15 protein-coding genes are annotated in these 15,882 nt (G+C 56.0%); 7 read left to right on the top strand and 8 right to left on the bottom strand.

What is annotated here, in order from left to right; genetic code table 11:
- The first annotated feature begins 3 nt into the window (after positions 1–3).
- Complete coding sequence (locus tag ACZYUB_RS14470) at positions 4–729, top strand: 1-acylglycerol-3-phosphate O-acyltransferase (protein WP_463948959.1); 726 nt, start codon at positions 4–6, stop codon at positions 727–729.
- Between the two features lie 83 nt (positions 730–812).
- Here ACZYUB_RS14470 and yggU read toward each other — a convergent pair whose 3' ends face one another.
- From yggU to ACZYUB_RS14450, 4 genes are read right to left on the bottom strand one after another with little or no spacing between them, the layout of a single operon-like run.
- On the bottom strand, positions 813–1,115 hold the full coding sequence (yggU, locus tag ACZYUB_RS14465) for a DUF167 family protein YggU (protein WP_463948957.1): 303 nt from the start codon (positions 1,113–1,115) through the stop codon (positions 813–815).
- Complete coding sequence (locus ACZYUB_RS14460; RefSeq protein ID WP_463948955.1) at positions 1,115–1,672, bottom strand: YggT family protein; 558 nt, start codon at positions 1,670–1,672, stop codon at positions 1,115–1,117. The genes yggU and ACZYUB_RS14460 overlap by 1 nt, the downstream gene beginning before the upstream one ends.
- Before the next feature lie 8 nt (positions 1,673–1,680).
- Positions 1,681–2,505 carry a pyrroline-5-carboxylate reductase gene (gene proC, locus ACZYUB_RS14455; protein ID WP_463948954.1) on the bottom strand — a complete coding sequence of 275 codons (825 nt, stop codon included), beginning with the start codon at positions 2,503–2,505 and terminating at the stop codon, positions 1,681–1,683.
- Positions 2,505–3,209: a YggS family pyridoxal phosphate-dependent enzyme gene (locus ACZYUB_RS14450; RefSeq protein WP_463948952.1), complete on the bottom strand. Its 705-nt coding sequence runs from the start codon at positions 3,207–3,209 to the stop codon at positions 2,505–2,507. Before ACZYUB_RS14450 ends, proC begins: the two co-directional genes overlap by 1 nt.
- A 43-nt stretch (positions 3,210–3,252) precedes the next feature.
- On the opposite strand from ACZYUB_RS14450, the gene tapT reads away from it, so the two are divergent.
- Genes tapT through yaaA form a run of 3 tightly spaced genes read left to right on the top strand, consistent with a single transcriptional unit; the run spans position 3,253 to position 6,197 of the window.
- Positions 3,253–4,287 (top strand): type IVa pilus ATPase TapT, encoded by a 1,035-nt coding sequence (tapT, locus tag ACZYUB_RS14445; protein ID WP_463948950.1) that lies wholly within the window; start codon positions 3,253–3,255, stop codon positions 4,285–4,287.
- 10 nt (positions 4,288–4,297) lie between these two features.
- A complete protein-coding gene (locus tag ACZYUB_RS14440; RefSeq protein WP_463948948.1) occupies positions 4,298–5,404 on the top strand; it encodes a PilT/PilU family type 4a pilus ATPase in 1,107 nt (368 codons plus the stop codon).
- Between the two features lie 13 nt (positions 5,405–5,417).
- Complete coding sequence (gene yaaA, locus ACZYUB_RS14435) at positions 5,418–6,197, top strand: peroxide stress protein YaaA (RefSeq protein WP_463948946.1); 780 nt, start codon at positions 5,418–5,420, stop codon at positions 6,195–6,197.
- A 63-nt stretch (positions 6,198–6,260) separates the two neighbouring features.
- Here the strand turns inward: yaaA and ACZYUB_RS14430 are convergent, their stop codons facing one another.
- On the bottom strand, positions 6,261–9,020 hold the full coding sequence (locus ACZYUB_RS14430; RefSeq protein WP_463948945.1) for a bifunctional diguanylate cyclase/phosphodiesterase: 2,760 nt from the start codon (positions 9,018–9,020) through the stop codon (positions 6,261–6,263).
- 329 nt (positions 9,021–9,349) lie between these two features.
- Positions 9,350–10,702, bottom strand: coding sequence for an ATP-dependent RNA helicase SrmB (gene srmB, locus ACZYUB_RS14425; RefSeq protein WP_463948943.1), 1,353 nt, complete (start codon positions 10,700–10,702; stop codon positions 9,350–9,352).
- Between the two features lie 99 nt (positions 10,703–10,801).
- Here srmB and ACZYUB_RS14420 point away from each other — a divergent pair, with 99 nt between their 5' ends.
- From ACZYUB_RS14420 to ACZYUB_RS14410, 3 genes are all read left to right on the top strand, one after another.
- A complete protein-coding gene (locus tag ACZYUB_RS14420) occupies positions 10,802–11,509 on the top strand; it encodes a tRNA1(Val) (adenine(37)-N6)-methyltransferase (protein ID WP_463948941.1) in 708 nt (235 codons plus the stop codon).
- Positions 11,510–11,699: 190 nt separating this feature from the next.
- On the top strand, positions 11,700–13,004 hold the full coding sequence (brnQ, locus tag ACZYUB_RS14415) for a branched-chain amino acid transport system II carrier protein (RefSeq protein ID WP_463949001.1): 1,305 nt from the start codon (positions 11,700–11,702) through the stop codon (positions 13,002–13,004).
- A gap of 122 nt (positions 13,005–13,126) precedes the next feature.
- Entirely contained in the window at positions 13,127–13,588 is a 462-nt protein-coding gene (locus tag ACZYUB_RS14410) for a methylglyoxal synthase (protein WP_460882218.1), read from the top strand.
- A gap of 53 nt (positions 13,589–13,641) precedes the next feature.
- On the opposite strand, the gene ACZYUB_RS14405 is transcribed toward ACZYUB_RS14410, so the two are convergent.
- The gene (locus ACZYUB_RS14405) at positions 13,642–14,223 is read right to left on the bottom strand and encodes a superinfection exclusion B family protein (RefSeq protein WP_463948939.1); all 582 of its coding nucleotides are present in this window, start codon (positions 14,221–14,223) and stop codon (positions 13,642–13,644) included.
- A 73-nt stretch (positions 14,224–14,296) separates the two neighbouring features.
- Complete coding sequence (locus ACZYUB_RS14400; protein ID WP_463948936.1) at positions 14,297–15,862, bottom strand: methyl-accepting chemotaxis protein; 1,566 nt, start codon at positions 15,860–15,862, stop codon at positions 14,297–14,299.
- Positions 15,863–15,882 lie beyond the last annotated feature (20 nt).

Genomic DNA, 15,882 nt, shown 5'->3' with positions numbered 1-15,882 from the left:
GTTATGCTGAAAATGTTACGGCTGGGCCTGCTGGGAATTCTGATGGTGGTCTGGTTTGTCTTCGGATTGCTGATTTGTCTATTGCGGCCACGCCATCGCACCAATGTGTACTGGCTATCCAACCGCATGATGCATCGGGCTTGTCCGTTGCTGGGCATCAAGGTACGGATCTCGATTCCGCAAGAGTGTCGAGATCTGGGACCTGCTGTCTACGTGGCCAACCATCAGACGAACTGGGACATCATGGTCCTGACTGGTGCGGTACAACCCGGTGTGGTCGCGGTGGGCAAGAAGAGCCTGGTGTGGTTGCCGTTGTTTGGCCTGCTGTTTTATCTCTCCGGCAACATATTGATTGACCGTTCTAACCGTTCCCGGGCCATCGATACCATTCGCCAGGTGGTAGATAAAATTCGCGACAGTCGCTTGTCGATCTGGATGTTTCCGGAAGGCACCCGCTCCCGCGGCCGTGGTTTGTTGCCCTTCAAGACCGGTGCCTTCCATACCGCCATGCAGGCTGGAGTACCCATTGTGCCGATTGTGGCGACTAGCTACGCTACCCAAATCGATTTGAATCGCTGGGACAATGGTGAAATTTTAATCGAGATGTTGCCACCGATTGACTCGGCCCAGTGGCAGCGGGAGCAGGTGCGTGAATGTTCCGAATTCGTACGCACAGTTATGCAGAACAAACTGATAGAACTCGATGCCAAGGTGCGCCGCCCAGAGTGAGTGGAATTCGCAACGAATAGGGCGCCCTCAAGTGGCGCCCTTTTTCATCGTCTTATATTCATTCTTGGCCGTTGTTGCCGGTATTAGCCTGACGTTGACGCCAGCAACAGAGCTATTTCGTCCGGAAGTTGTTTGGGCGCATGGATGGTCACCGTTTTATGGCGCCCGAGTTCGCCACGCACGATCTGGATTTGTCCCTTGGCCACCTTGAACTGCTTGGCCAGATATTTGATGAGGTGACTGTTGGCCTGGCCATCGACCGGTGGCGCCGTGATGGCTACTTTCAGCTCGTCACCATGTAATCCCTGGATCTGATCCCGGCTGGCTTTGGGCTGGATCAGGAGATCCAGCCACAAATCATCCCCGTCCTGGCGTACTGCCGCCACTACAGCTGATTCCAGATGGGGGCAATCCAACCTGTGGTCGAGAGGAAGATATTCACGGCCTGCAGGATTAGAAACAGCACCAGCACCGACAGATCGAGCCCGCCCATGGGGGGAATGATCCGGCGGATTGGAGCGAGCAAAGGCTCGGTCAGTTGCAGCAGGACGTAATCGACCGGGCTACGGCCCTGACTTACCCAACTGAGGATGGCGCGTAGCACCAGCATCCAGAACAGCAAGGAGCCTGCCTGTTTGAGGACCAGCAGTAGACTGAACATCAACAGCGGCAAAGGCTGGAAGGGGGCTGAGGCCAGCAGGGTAAAGGCGACAAATTTCAACAGCGCCACCAGCAAGGCCAGCAGCACGGCGGCTAGATCCAGACTGCCGATGCTCGGAATGACGCGGCGCATGGGGGCGAGGATCGGGTGGGTCGCCTTGACAATAAACTGACTCAAGGGATTATAAAAATCGGCGCGCGCCCACTGCAACCAGATGCGTAACAGCACGATCATCAGATAGATGTCGAACAGGGTATTGATGAGAAAATAAAGAGTTGCCATGGGATCCCTTAAAACAGTTGTTCCATTTCTTCGGCGCGTTGCACCGCCGCCTGCATGGCCTGACTCACCAGCCGTCCCAATCCTTGCTCTTCAAACGAGCGGATCGCTTCGGCTGTGGTACCGCCTTTGGATGTAACCTGAGCGCGGAGCGTTTCCAAATCAAGGTGTGGATTATCGACTACCATCTGCGCGGAGCCGAGTGCCGTTTGCTGCACCAGCAGTCGTGCCTGTTCGGCGGAAAAGCCCATGCGTTCGGCTTCTTCGGCGATGAATTGCATGAACAGAAAGAAATAAGCGGGGGCGGAGCCGGAGGCGGCGATCACGCTATTGATGCCTGCTTCGTCTCCGACCCAGACCGTTTTGCCAACGGCTTGCAGCATCTGTTCGGCGAAATCACAATCGGCCAAGCTGACATTCGGGGCGGCAAACAGTCCGGTCATCCCTAAGCCAATCAAGGCGGGAGTATTGGGCATGGTGCGAACTATGTTGCCATGACCACCCAGCAATTCTTTCAGACGGGCGACCGAAATCCCGGCGGCAATCGAGATCACCAGCTTATGCTGGTAATCCCCCAGGGTCGCGGTCAGGGCGGTGAGCATTTCGGCCATATACTGAGGTTTAACTGCCAGCACCAGCACATCGGCTTGTTGTGCGGCGAGGGCATTGTCCATTCCAGTCTGGATCCCGAACTGTTCGCTCAGTTCAGTGAGTTTGTCCTGATCCAGGTCGGTGACATGGATGAGGTGAGCCGGATGACCGGCATTGATCAGCCCACTGATCAGGCTGCGGGCCATGTTGCCGCCGCCAATAAAAGCAATCTTGCGCTGTTCCATTAGTCCTGCCTGTCGTCTCGTGCCCCGAAGATGGCGGTGCCAATTCGCACCTGACTGCTGCCACAGGCAACGGCCACCTCAAGGTCGTGGGTCATGCCCATGGACAAGGTGTCCATGGACGGAAACTGTTGCTGTAATGTGCCAAAAAGCTGCTGCAGACGCAAAAAGCTCTCTTTGAGCACCGCATCGTCCTCGGTATTTTCTGCAATCGCCATCAAACCGCGCAATTTTAAGCGCGGAAATTGCTGGATCCGGCTAGCCAGATCCAAAACTTGGGCCTCGGTCGTACCCGATTTCTGACTTTCTCCGCTAATATTGACTTGGATACAGATGTTCAGCGGCGGTAGTGCATCGGGGCGTTGTGCATTCAGGCGTTCGGCAATTTTTAGCCGGTCTACGCTATCGACCCAGTCAAAATGTTCGGCAATGGGGCGAGTTTTGTTCGACTGCAGCGGTCCGATGAAGTGCCATTCAATATCGCTCACGCCTGCGTCACGCAAAGCTTGAACCTTCAGGACTGCTTCTTGTGCATAGGATTCACCAAAGCGGCGTTGGCCGGCCTGATAAGCCGCCTGCACCGCCGCCAGCGGTTTGGTCTTGCTGACCGCCAAGAGCTGGATTTCCGCAGCCGAACGGCCCACCAGGGCAGCGGCTTCGGCAATTCGTGTCTGAACCTGTAGTAAGTGTTGGGCAATATCGCTCATAGTAGTTTTACAAGTGCCTGGATTGACGAAGAGTGGGTAACACATGGATATCACAGAATTATTGGCGTTTAGTGTAAAACATAAAGCATCGGATCTACACCTTTCTGCCGGGGTCCCGCCGATGATCCGGGTGGATGGCGATGTTCGCAAGATCAACTTACCAGCGCTGGAGCATCGCCAGGTGCATAGCCTGGTGTACGACATCATGAACGATCATCAGCGCAAAGAGCTGGAAGAGAATCTGGAAGTCGACTTCTCGTTCGAGGTGCCGAATCTGGCGCGTTTCCGGGTGAACGCCTTTCATCAGAACCGCGGGGTCGCGGCGGTATTCCGGACCATTCCCAGCCTGGTGTTGAGCCTGGACGAACTGGGTGCTCCGGAAATTTTCCGCCAGATATCCGAATATCCGCGTGGCCTGGTGCTGGTAACCGGGCCAACCGGCTCCGGTAAATCCACGACGCTGGCGGCCATGGTCGACTATATCAATGAGTCATTCCACCACCATATTCTGACCATCGAAGACCCTATCGAATTCGTCCACGAAAACAAACGCTGCCTGATTAACCAGCGGGAAGTTCATCGCGATACTCTCGGCTTCAGCAACGCCTTGCGTTCGGCTCTGCGGGAAGATCCGGATATCGTGCTGGTCGGGGAAATGCGGGATCTGGAAACCATCCGGCTGGCGCTGACAGCGGCGGAAACCGGCCATCTGGTATTTGGTACCCTGCACACCAGTTCGGCGGCCAAGACCATCGACCGGATCATCGACGTATTCCCCGGTGCCGAGAAGGATATGGTGCGCTCCATGTTGTCCGAATCGCTGCGGGCCGTTATCTCCCAGACGCTGCTCAAGCGAGTGGGTGGTGGTCGCGTCGCCGCTCACGAAATCATGATTGGTATCCCGGCTATCCGGAACCTGATCCGGGAAGACAAGATTGCCCAGATGTATTCGGTGATCCAGACCGGGATGATTCACGGTATGCAAACGATGGATCAGTGCCTTAAGCAGTTGGTCGCCCGAGGGCTGGTGACTCAGGCCGATGCCAAGACCAAGGCCATGGATCCGAATAGCATCTAAGGAATAGACGATGAAAATCGATAGCCTGTTACGGCTGCTGGTGGATCAAAAGGGTTCGGATCTCTTCCTGTCGGTGGGGATCGAGCCCTGTCTGAAGGTCAACGGCAAGCTGGTTGCGTTGGGTACTGTGCGCCTGGATGACGAGATGGTCTCGGAATTTATTCGCGAGGTGATGACCCCGGCCGCCTATGAGCGTTACTGTCAGTGCCATGAAGCTAATCTTGCCATTCAACGGCCGGAGCTTGGTCGTTTCCGGGTCAGTTGTTTCTGGCAGATGGGGTGTCCGGGCATGGTGCTGCGGCGTATTGTCACCGAGATTCCGACCATCGAAGAACTGTTTCTGCCGGGGATCCTGCGTGAGATCGGGGTTGCCAAGCGCGGCTTGCTGCTGTTTGTCGGGGCGACCGGGGCGGGTAAATCGACGACTCAGGCGGCCATGATTGGCTACCGGAACCGGACCACGGATGGCCATATTCTGACCATCGAAGATCCGGTGGAGTTTGTGCATCGCCATGGCCGCTCACTCATCACCCAGCGCGAGGTGGGGACCGATACAGAGTCTTTCGATGCCGCACTCAAGTCGGCGCTGCGTCAGGCTCCTGATGTGATCCTGCTCGGGGAAATCCGCTCTCAGGAAACCATGGAGTTTGCGCTCTCATTTGCCGAAACCGGTCATCTGTGCATGGCAACCCTGCATGCTAATAATGCGAACCAGGCCATCGAGCGGATCCTGCATCTGGTCCCGGTCGAGAAGCACCGGCAACTGCTGTACGATCTCTCCTTCAATTTGAAGGCGATTGTGGCACAGCAATTGATTCCAACCCGGGATGGACAGGGACGGCGCGCCGCCTTCGAGTTATTGATCAGTACGCCATTGGTAAAAGACATACTGCTGAAGGGGGAAATGCACCGTCTCAAGGAGGTAATGGCCAAGTCGCGGGAGCAGGGCATGATGACCTTCGATCAGTCGCTGTTCGATCTCTATCGCCAAGGGGTGATTGGCTACAACGAGGCGTTGGCCTATGCCGATTCGGCCAATGATGTGCGCCTGATGATCAAACTGGATGGTGGTGTGTCGCCGGACGCGGGTATGCTGAATAACGTGACGATTGATTAGGAGTGTGTTGCGCATGTTAGTGCTGTTATCCCCGGCCAAGACGTTGGACTATGAATCATCGCGGATCACCGAGCGTTTCAGTCAGCCGGAATTGTTATCGGAGTCGGCATGTCTGATCGCCTATTGCCGCACCTTGACGCCAGCTCAGCTGGCGTCATTGATGAGTATCAGTGACAAACTGGCGGGCTTGAATGCCGCGCGCTTTGCCGAGTGGCATCCGGAGTTTGATCTGGAGAATGCCCGGCAGGCGATTTTAGCCTTCAAGGGGGATGTCTATACGGGTCTCGCGGTCGATGATTTCAGTGACGAGGATTTTGAATTTGCCCAGCAGCACCTGCGGATCCTATCCGGACTGTATGGAGTGTTGCGCCCGCTGGATCTGATGCGGGCCTATCGTTTGGAGATGGGGACCCGTCTTGCCAACGAACGGGGTAAGGATCTCTATGCCTTCTGGGGTTCTCGTATCACCGAACATCTCAATCTGGCGCTTGCCGAACAGCCGACTCCCGTGGTGCTGAACCTCGCCTCGGAAGAGTACTTCAAGGCGGTGAAACCCAAAGAACTATCAGGGCGGCTGATTTCGCCGGTGTTTGAGGATGAGAAGAACGGCAAGTACAAGATCATCAGTTTCTATGCCAAGAAGGCGCGCGGCATGATGGCGCGGTTTCTCATCAAGCAACGGATTGATCGCCCGGAAGGGGTGCTGGACTTTGCCGAGCAGGGCTACCACTACTGCCCGGAGGGTTCGACCCTAGAGCGCCCGCTGTTCCGTCGTGCCGAAGCGGATAGCTGACATCTACCAAGGGCTGAAAAGACAAAAGGGCCAGATGGCCCTTTTTGTTTCTCACTTCTGGCATCAGCTTTGTTGTAGCGCCATCAGCTCATCCGCCGACATGGGGCGATAGTAGAAGAACCCCTGGATCTCCCGGATCCCCAAGGCACACAGGCGTTGCTGCTGGGCTTGTGTCTCCACGCCCTCGGCAATCACGTCCAACCCCAGATCCCGCGCCATGTTGATGATGGCCCGCACCAGCAATTCGCCTTGTTTTCCTTCCATCAATCGCAGCACGAAACTGCGATCGAGCTTCACCACATCAATGGGGTACTGGCAGAGAGTGTTGAGGGCCGAATACCCAGTGCCGAAGTCATCGAGAGCTAAATGAACGCCCAGTTGCTTGATGCGCTGCATCCGCCGGATCGACTCGCGCGGCGATTCTAGCAGCATGGTCTCGGTGATTTCGATGGCCAACTGCTCGGGGGGCAGCTGCGTGATCCGCAATGTTTCTTCCAGCGTGGGCAGCAGTGTATGACTGGCGAAGTGACGCGCCGACAGGTTGACATGGATCAGCAGCGGCGCCAGACCCGCAGTCTGACGGCTTTGATTGAGTTGATGACCGATATGGCAGGCCTGAAACAGGATTTTTTCCCCGAGTTCCAGTATCAGAGTGCCCTCTTCCGCGATAGGTATAAATTTAGCCGGTGAGATAAATCCCTGCTCCGGATGGTTCCAGCGTGCCAACGCTTCAATGCCCACCATGCGGCCATGTTGTGCGTCGACAATCGGCTGGAAATAGGCGAGCAAATGGTCATTGCGGATGGCATGAGGCAAATCGCGCTTGATCAGTGTTGATTCAAGGGCTTCCCGGTAGAGATGACGGGTGAAGAGCTTGAGTTGCTGTGGATGATGCTTGGCACGGCTGAGTGCATAGTCGGCACAGCGGAGAACATCTTCGGCCGAGGTAAATTCGCTGCCGCCAATGACAACACCGACGCAGGCGGTGACGCTGAGTTCGTTATCATCCACGGCTATGGGTTCAGCGATCCAGGAGCGGATGTGATTGGCCAGCCGCATCGGTTGGAAGAAGGTGCTGATGTTGGGCAAATACAGCACGAACTCATCCCCCGCGATGCGGGCGAGTATCTGTTCACCCATCTGGCGGGTCAGGCGTGCGGCAATTTCGCGCAGCACCTCATCGCCAGTGCTGTGGCCGAAGGTATCGTTGATGTTCTTGAAATGGGCGATGTCGATATACAACAGGGCGAAGTAGGCGACATCACTGGTTCGCCGCTCCAGATCGCCTTGTAGTAAGGCCTGCAATTGATGGCGGTTGAGCAGGCCGGTCAGGTTGTCATACAGGCTCAGCCGCTTGATCTTACTCTCACTATTGCGGCGCTCGGTGATATCCCGGATGGTGATAAGCCATCCCTGATCCCCGGTGTGAGTCAGCGGTGTGAGGTTGATTTCGCAGGGCAAGCGCCATCCAGAGTTGCCAATCAGCTCCCACTCGACCATCCGGTGACCCAGGGCCAGCATCTGGTTAAAGCGGGTCTGGCTATAGCGCTCTGTTGGCGCAGGTGCAGGAAAAAGTTGGGAGAGGGGTCTATTCAACAGGCTGTCTTGCTGCTCGTAACCGAGCATGTGGCGCGCCGTTTCATTCAAGCTCAGGATCTGGTTGTCATGGATCATCAGGATGCCGACGCTGGCATTTTCATACAGGGCCGCGAATTTTTGTTCGACCTCGTCTAAGGCCAAGCGCGATAGCTGTTTGGACTCCACTAACTGATTGATGATCTTGCTGGCTTGGGATATTTCATCCTGTCCTTCGATATGTAGCTGGGTTGTCCAGTTAGCGTGAACCAGTTGTTTGAGGCCATTCTCCAGTAAATTGAAGCGTTCGGTCACATGCTTGCGGAACAAGCGCAGGAACAGGAGGAGCAGTACTGTGCCGCCGAGCAGATTCAGGGCAAACAGGATCACTAAGGAGAGCTGACCGCCGTGGTGCAAGGTGCGGGCGGTAGAAACCTGGATGAAGCCGACCACATGATGATTCAAATCCTGCAGTTTGCTCAACGCCAGAATCCGATCACTCTGCTCGCGGATCTCCAGATTGGCGTCCGACTCGACGGTGTTATCCACCGACATGGGGTACTGCTGCAGCGAGAGTAACTTAGCATCGGTTGCCAGAATGCGCTGGTACTGTGCCGGGAAGAATGACTTGATGCGTTTGCCCCAAATCATCCAGCCGGCAATCGGTCCCTGGTACAAACTGGTTAACACGGGCGTTACCGCAATCAGATAGGGCTCGCCTTGCAGCGCTATGATGCCGGAAACTGGTTTTCGCTCCTGATCCGGTCGTTGTAACAGGAACGACAGTCGACTGCCGATGGCTTCACTGGAACTCAGCGCTTGCCAGCGCGAAGGAGTTAACGGTTGCAAGATTCCAGGAGCGGTAGGGGATAACTCGACGGCTTCGCGCACTTGGCCCTGTCGACTCAGAAACACCATCAGGTCTACATCATTGGTTTTTAGTGACTCGGCACTCAGGTTGCGTGCGGCAAACTCACTATCTCCTTGGCGGAGCAATTGGTAGGTCTCATCCCAGTAAGCCCAGTCCATGGAGCGGGTCGCCATCTCGTTGAGTTTGAGGAAAATAGTTTCCCGGGCTTGCTGGTTACTGCGGGCAATAAATTCATGTTCAATCTGGCCGATCGACTGCAGGAAAAACAGACTCAAGACGCAGAGACTGCCGCCCATGATGAGGAGCAAACCACTGGCAAACAGCCAACTGGCACGGGTAGATAACTTGCTGTCCTTGAGACGAATCAAATTGAACATCGGCAGACCCTGAAGGCATAAAACAACGAATGCAGGGTGACTGTAAAGCAGAGCGGGCGAGCTGGGAATGCACTTTGCCGGAAAGAGCGTCGGTTATCACAGAGTCTGCACATTCCTATCACCAGCCGCATCAAGAGGTTGCCTTGCGTGTAAACGATGGTGGCTTGTGATGACAGCCCGGCAGTGGCCTGGAGTGCCGCCAGAAGTTGCTCGGGATTGGGATTATGGATGGAGAGCGAGCACGGGTGGTGATGACTATTCAACGGGCTGAGCGCCATCTTGTTCGCTGATGGCGCTCATGCCTCGGTGCTGCTGGATGCAGCGTTTCGTTATTCGCCGTTCTGCTTTTTCTCTTTGGCGGCAGCAGCGGCTTCCTTGGCGGCCTTTTTCTTGGCCCAATCCGGCTTGCCCTTATTCTTCTTGTCGCGCAGGCGCTCCTTCTTACGTGGTTCTTCCGCTTCGGCCGCCTTGCGCTTGTCCTGCTCCTTGCGCTTCTCTTTCTTGGCATCCGGCTTTTTCTTGCCGCTGACCTTGGCGGTCTTGTGCTGGGGACGCAGTTCGTCGATCACTCGGCGGCGCAACTCCTCTTCGGTGTAGCGCTCGATGCGACCCAGCATCGGCATGTCGTGGGCCTCGACTAGGCTGATGGCGACACCGCGCTTGCCAGCTCGACCGGTACGGCCAATGCGGTGGACATAGACATCGGCGGTGCGAGGCAGGTCGACATTGATGACATGGCTGACATCCGGCAAGTCGATCCCTCGGGCGGCGACGTCGGTGGCCACCAGCACGTTGACCTCTTCATTGCGGAAACGGCGAATGGCCTCGACCCGCTTCTCCTGCTCCATCTCGCCGCGGATCCAGGCACAGTTGATGCCACTGGCCTGCAGTTGTGCCGAGAGCTCGGCCAGACGTTCCCGGGTCTTGACGAACAGTATGCTGCGCTTGACCTCTTCACTGCGCAGCAGATGGCAGAGCAGGGCAAATTTATGCTCCGGCGAGTCCGCCAGATACATCAGCTGCTGGATCTTGCGCCGCTCGCTGCGTGGGGATTCAGCATTCAGTTCTGCCGGTTCGGTGAGCACTTCGTTGGCAAATTTGACCAGGCCTGTACCTTCCAGCGTGGCGGAGAACAGCATGGTCTGTTTGCGCCAGCGTGCTTCACCGACGATACGATCAACTTCACCGATGAAGCCCATATCCAGCATGCGATCGGCTTCATCGATGATCAGGATTTCGATGGCTCGGCTATCGAAGCTTTCGGCTTCGATGTATTCCATCAATCGCCCAGGGGTGGCGACTATGATGTCGGTGGTCTCGGTCAGCGCGGGTAGCTGTTTGTCGTGACCGACGCCACCGATGATGGAGGCAATGACCAGATGGGTATGTGCGGCCAGAGCTTTGGCGTGTTCGGTGATCTGCAGTGCTAGCTCACGGGTCGGTGTCAGGATCAGCACGCGGGCTGAGCCGGCCCGTCGACGGGGGAAGTCGAGTAAATGCTGCATCGTCGGCAGTAAAAAAGCGGCTGTTTTGCCGGTGCCTGTTGGCGCCGATGCCAGAATATCTCGCCCGTCCATGGCGACCGGAATGACCTGTTGCTGGATGGTGGTGGGGCGGACAAAGCCTTGCTCGGCGACGGCCCGCAGCAGTGAAGAGTCAAGATCGAGGTTGTCGAAGGACATGGACGGTGATACTCGCTTACATATTCGGGCCGTCATTATAGGGCAGTGGCATGATAAAATCCGCTTCTCGCACCGAAATCAGGGGGAAAAGCCATCGCGATGGGCAAAGGTCAGTTTTCATTCAAGCAATTCTCGATTGCTCAGGATCGCTGCGCCATGAAGGTGGGCACTGATGGCGTGGCATTGGGCGCCTGGGCTCCGGTGACGGGGGTGACGCGGATCCTGGACATAGGTACCGGTACCGGGCTTATCGCATTGATGCTAGCACAACGTTCCGCCGCAGATTGTCAGATCGTGGCAGTAGAGCTGGATCCGGAGGCCGCCGCGCAGGCGGCAGAAAATGTTGCCTCCTCACCCTGGTCCGAGAGAATCGAGGTAGTGACAGCCGCGCTACAGCAGCTCGATACCGAGCCATTTGATTTGATCGTCTCCAATCCCCCTTACTTTGTGCATGGTCAGATATTTAGCTCTGCCGCACGTCAACAGGCGCGGCATACCTCGAGCCTGAGTCATGAGGAATTGCTCGAACATGGATTGCGGCTATTGGCGCCGAATGGGCGCATCGCTCTGGTGTTGCCGATTGCGGCAGCAGAACGGGTTATGCTGCTGGCAGAGCAATTTGGGCTCGGAGTCGAGCTCGCCCAGCGCTTAATTCCGACACCGCAAAAAGAGCCTAATCGTTTTTTGCTGCTATTAAGTAGATGTAATGGCCAATTATTTGGCGATGACATTGTCATATGTTCTGGTGATGGTTCATATTCCGATATATATGGCGATATGGTGCGCGACTTCTATCTGAAGCTTTAAACTCCATCTTGTGTTCAATAATGATTGCTTTATCCTTTTGCCTTCTTTTCGCGAGCCATTTCATCAGACAATTATTCCGCTCTGATGACCAAGGATGGTGGCTTGCTCTGTGGCCTCAGGCCCCAATCACGATCTTAGAATCTATAAAAAATCGAACGATGTAGAGTTGGAGTTCATTGTGAGTCAAACCATGAAAACCGCCGATATTTTCGGCTTGGGCTTTATGACCTTCGCCTTTTTCCTGGGCGCAGGCAATATTATCTTCCCCCCGATGGCTGGATTCCTGGCTGGTGAGCAGATGAGCTGGGCCATGCTCGGTTTTCTGGTCACCGGTGTGGGTCTACCGCTAGCCACCATCATCGCCGTGGCGCGTGCCGGTGGTGGTCTGTTGACCATGACCGAGTTGCTGCCCAAAGGGATTGGCATCGCCATTGCTGTAGCTGCTTATCTTATTATCGGGCCTGCGTTTGCTACTCCGCGGACTGGATTGGTGGCCTATGAGATGGGGCTGAAACCCTTTCTGGGCGCCGAGGCTGGGCAAATGAGTCTGACACTGTTTATCGTCGGCTATTTTGGCTTGTCGTTAGTGCTCTCGCTGAATCAAGGACGCCTGCTGGATGCCATCGGCAAGGTGCTGACTCCAGTGCTGGTACTACTGCTGGTGGTGCTGGCGATCGGAGTGCTGGTCGCCCCACAGGGCTCGGTCCCTGCCGCCTCCGGTGAGTATCTGGCCAATCCTGGCGTCAAGGGATTGCTGGAGGGCTATAACACCATGGATACATTCGGCGCCTTAATGTTCGGTATGCTGATTATTGATGTACTCAAGCAAAAGGGAATCAGCGATAGCCGTTTGCAGACCCGATATCTGGTGCGCGCGGGTTTGATCGCGGCCGCAGGTCTGGCCTTTGTCTATGTCTCTTTGTTCCAGTTGGGGGCCACTGCTGGTGGCTTGCTGAGCGCGCCTAACAACGGCGGCGAGATCGTGGCTTTGTATGTCGCCAAGCTGTTTGGTCCGGCCGGACAATTTATTCTGGCGGGGATCGTTTCACTGGCCTGTCTGACGACGGCGGTGGGGTTGACCTCGGCCTGTGCCGATTTTTTCCATACTCTGTGGCCGCGCTTGAGTTACAAAGGGTTGGTGATTGGCATGAGTCTGCTCTGTGCTCTGATTGCCAACGTTGGTCTCTCGGCGCTGATTAGTCTGTCGATCCCTGTGCTGGTGGCCATCTACCCAGTCGCCGTGGCCCTGGTGGTGATGACCTTCCTCAAGGAGCATTTCACTCATCCGCGCCTGGCATTCCGTCTGGTTTTGCTGGTGTCCATGCTGTTCGGGGCGCTGGATGGTCTGAAGACCGCCGGAGTTGATTTGCAACAGTTTAACTTCCTGCCGTTGTTTGATCTGGGGCTGGCCTGGCTGCTGCCCACGCTGCTGGCAATGGGGCTGTGTCTGTGTTGGCGCATGGCGTCCAAGCTGAACCCGCTGTCAGCTGAATAACATTGCTTTCATGCTTCCTGGTGCAAAGGGCGACGTCGGTCGCCCTTTTCTTTTCCGTTGCGGATTGGTTTTGTCGGTCGGATCTGGTAACTAGTGGTCAGCGTTTTCATAAGGAGTGTTTCATGCAAGCAACAATTCGCCGCGAGATGGCTGCGCATAAGCGCGTCGCTCTGGTTGCCCACGATAACAAGAAGATGGATCTGGTGCGTTGGGTCAAGGTACGGGGCGAGCAGCTCAAGCTGCATCATCTCTATGCTACCGGGACCACCGGAACCGTGTTAAGCCGTGAGGCAGGTCTACCGATCACCTGTCTGTTTTCCGGCCCTATGGGCGGGGATCAACAGCTGGGCGCTATGATTGCCGAAGGCAAAATCGATGTGTTGATCTTCTTCTGGGATCCGCTCAATGCGGTGCCCCATGACCCGGACGTCAAGGCGTTACTGCGCTTGGCGGCGGTGTGGAATATTCCGATGGCCACCAACGAGGCGACGGCGGACTTCTTGATGGATTGTCCGCACATGAATCAAAAAATCTCGGTAGAGATCCCGGACTATGCCGGCTATCTGAAAAACCGCACCGAATAAAAACAACAGGCCGGGAATTCCCGGCCTGTTGTTGTGACTCTGGAGTAACTGGCTTAGCGCCCGAATCCCTTGCTCGCGAATTTCGGACGGGCACTCATGATCTGCTCAATCTGCTCTTCGCTCATCTTCCCCTTGCTCAGACCCAGCGCCTTGTAGGTAATCAGTGGTCGAGCTGGCAGGGCGATCATCAACGCCTTGATCATGATGTCATCCTCGGAGAAGGGTTGGCCATAGGCATAGGTCAGAACCCCTGCATCCAACAGATTTTTGACGGCAGGCTCGGTGACCGGCAATTTGATGACGCTCTTGCGCTGTAAGATGAACTCTCGCAGCACCGCGCGCTCACTAAAGTCCAGGCAACGGACCATCTGCTCCAGCTTTTCCCGCTGCTGATAGTTGCTGTAGTGGTGGCGGGCTAAATCGAGCAGGATCAGGATCAGCTGACTGAGGAAGTAGGAGCCTGCAACCAGGATCCCGAGCCAGAGATAGAGGCTGCAGGCGTGTAGCCACTCAGCGGCAGCAGGCCCTAATTTTTCTGCTGGAAACAGCAGAATGGCACTACTGCACATGAGGAGCCAGACCATCAACCAGTTGAATGCCTGAAACTGGCTGAAGTGAGTATTCCAATATTTCATGTGGATGGCCTTTGATGTTGCGAGTACAGGACTCAACTAAAGCAAAGGCCGTGCCACTATCCGCTATGTCTGCTCAACGCTGGAATTGCTGGATCAATCGACTCAATGCCTGCAGTCGCTCAACCAGTTGGCCAATACGATCCACCGCGTGATGGCTCTTCTCGGTATTGTTTTCGGCAAAGCTCTTGATGTTATGAATGTTGCGATTCACTTCATCGGTCACGCAAGCCTGCTCTTCCACGGCGACCGCGATCTGGTGACTGGCATCGGTGACGCGTTCCAGCATCTGCTGCATGGTCTGCAGCTGCTCTCCCGTGACCGCTACGCGTTCACGGCACATGGCCGAACCGGCACGTCCAGCCTCCATGGTGCGTGATGCGTCTTCGGCTGTGCCTTGCAATTCGTGGATCATGCTCTGGATCTCGGCCGTCGAGCTGCGAGTTTTCAGCGCCAGAGAGCGGATTTCATCGGCCACTACGGCAAAGCCCCGTCCCTGTTCGCCGGCGCGGGCGGCCTCGATGGCGGCGTTCAGCGCCAGCAAGTTGGTTTGGTCGGCGATAGAGGTGATGACATCCAGGATCTGCTCAATCTGCAAGCTGCTCTTGGTCAACTCACCGATGATCCGGGTGGTTTCGGTGAGCTCGTCATGCAGACCATTGACCGCAGAGATGGTCTGTTCGACGCTTCGGCGTCCGCTATTGGCGTTATCCATCACGGTGGCAACCAGATCGGACGTCGCAGCCGCATTGCTGGCGACTTCATGAATGGAGCGGCTCATCTCATCGATGGCGGTGGCGAGCTGTTCGGTTTCGGCCTGTTGCTGTTCCAGGTTTTGCGTGATGGACTGGATATTGGCGACGTCTTCTTCCGCGGCCTGCAAGATGGTATCGCTGGTATCCCCTGAACGACCCACGATGGCTCTGAGTTCAGCCTTGCGCATGCGCAACATCAGTTCGATGGCGGCCAGTTCATCATTTTTTTCGGTGTATAGAACGCGCGTGACATCGCTGATCATCTGTTCCCGAGCCATATTGGCCAGCCGTTGCAGACGGCGGCTCCACCAACTGGTATGGGCCCATTGCAACAGCAGGCCGCCGAGCGCCGAGTAAGCCAGCAGAGGGGAGGGAACGAACAGCCCCGCCAGCAGCAGGGTGAGGGTCAACAGCTGTAGGAGTTTGGTCTGGACGCTGATACCGGGCAAGTTGCGGCGCAGAGCGCGTGGTAACTTGCCACGATTCAGGGTTTGGTAAAACCGCTCGGCGCGTTGGATATCGTCGCGCTCCGGGGCTGTTCGCACCGATTGATACTCGATCAGGTTACCCTGAGCATCCAGGATCGGCGTTACATAGGCATTGACCCAGTAGTGATCGCCATTGCGAGCCCGGTTCTTGACCAGCCCCATCCAGCTCTTTTTGGCCTTGAGGTGCAGCCACATGTCGGCAAATGCCGCTTTGGGCATGTCTGGATGACGGACTATGTTGTGATTCTCGCCCTCCAATTCTTCCGCCTGATAACCGGCAATACTACAAAAGTGTTCGTTGGCGTAGAGGATCCGGCTTTGAGCATCGGTGGTGGAGATCAGATTATGCTGCCGGGAAAACTCGCGTTCACGGCCTGTGGAATGGGCGGTCGAATTCATATCCTTCCCCTGGAAAACGT

This window comes from Pseudaeromonas sp. HNCC25DJ182 (assembly GCF_055413365.1).
This window is presented reverse-complemented; position numbering and strand designations above follow the sequence as displayed.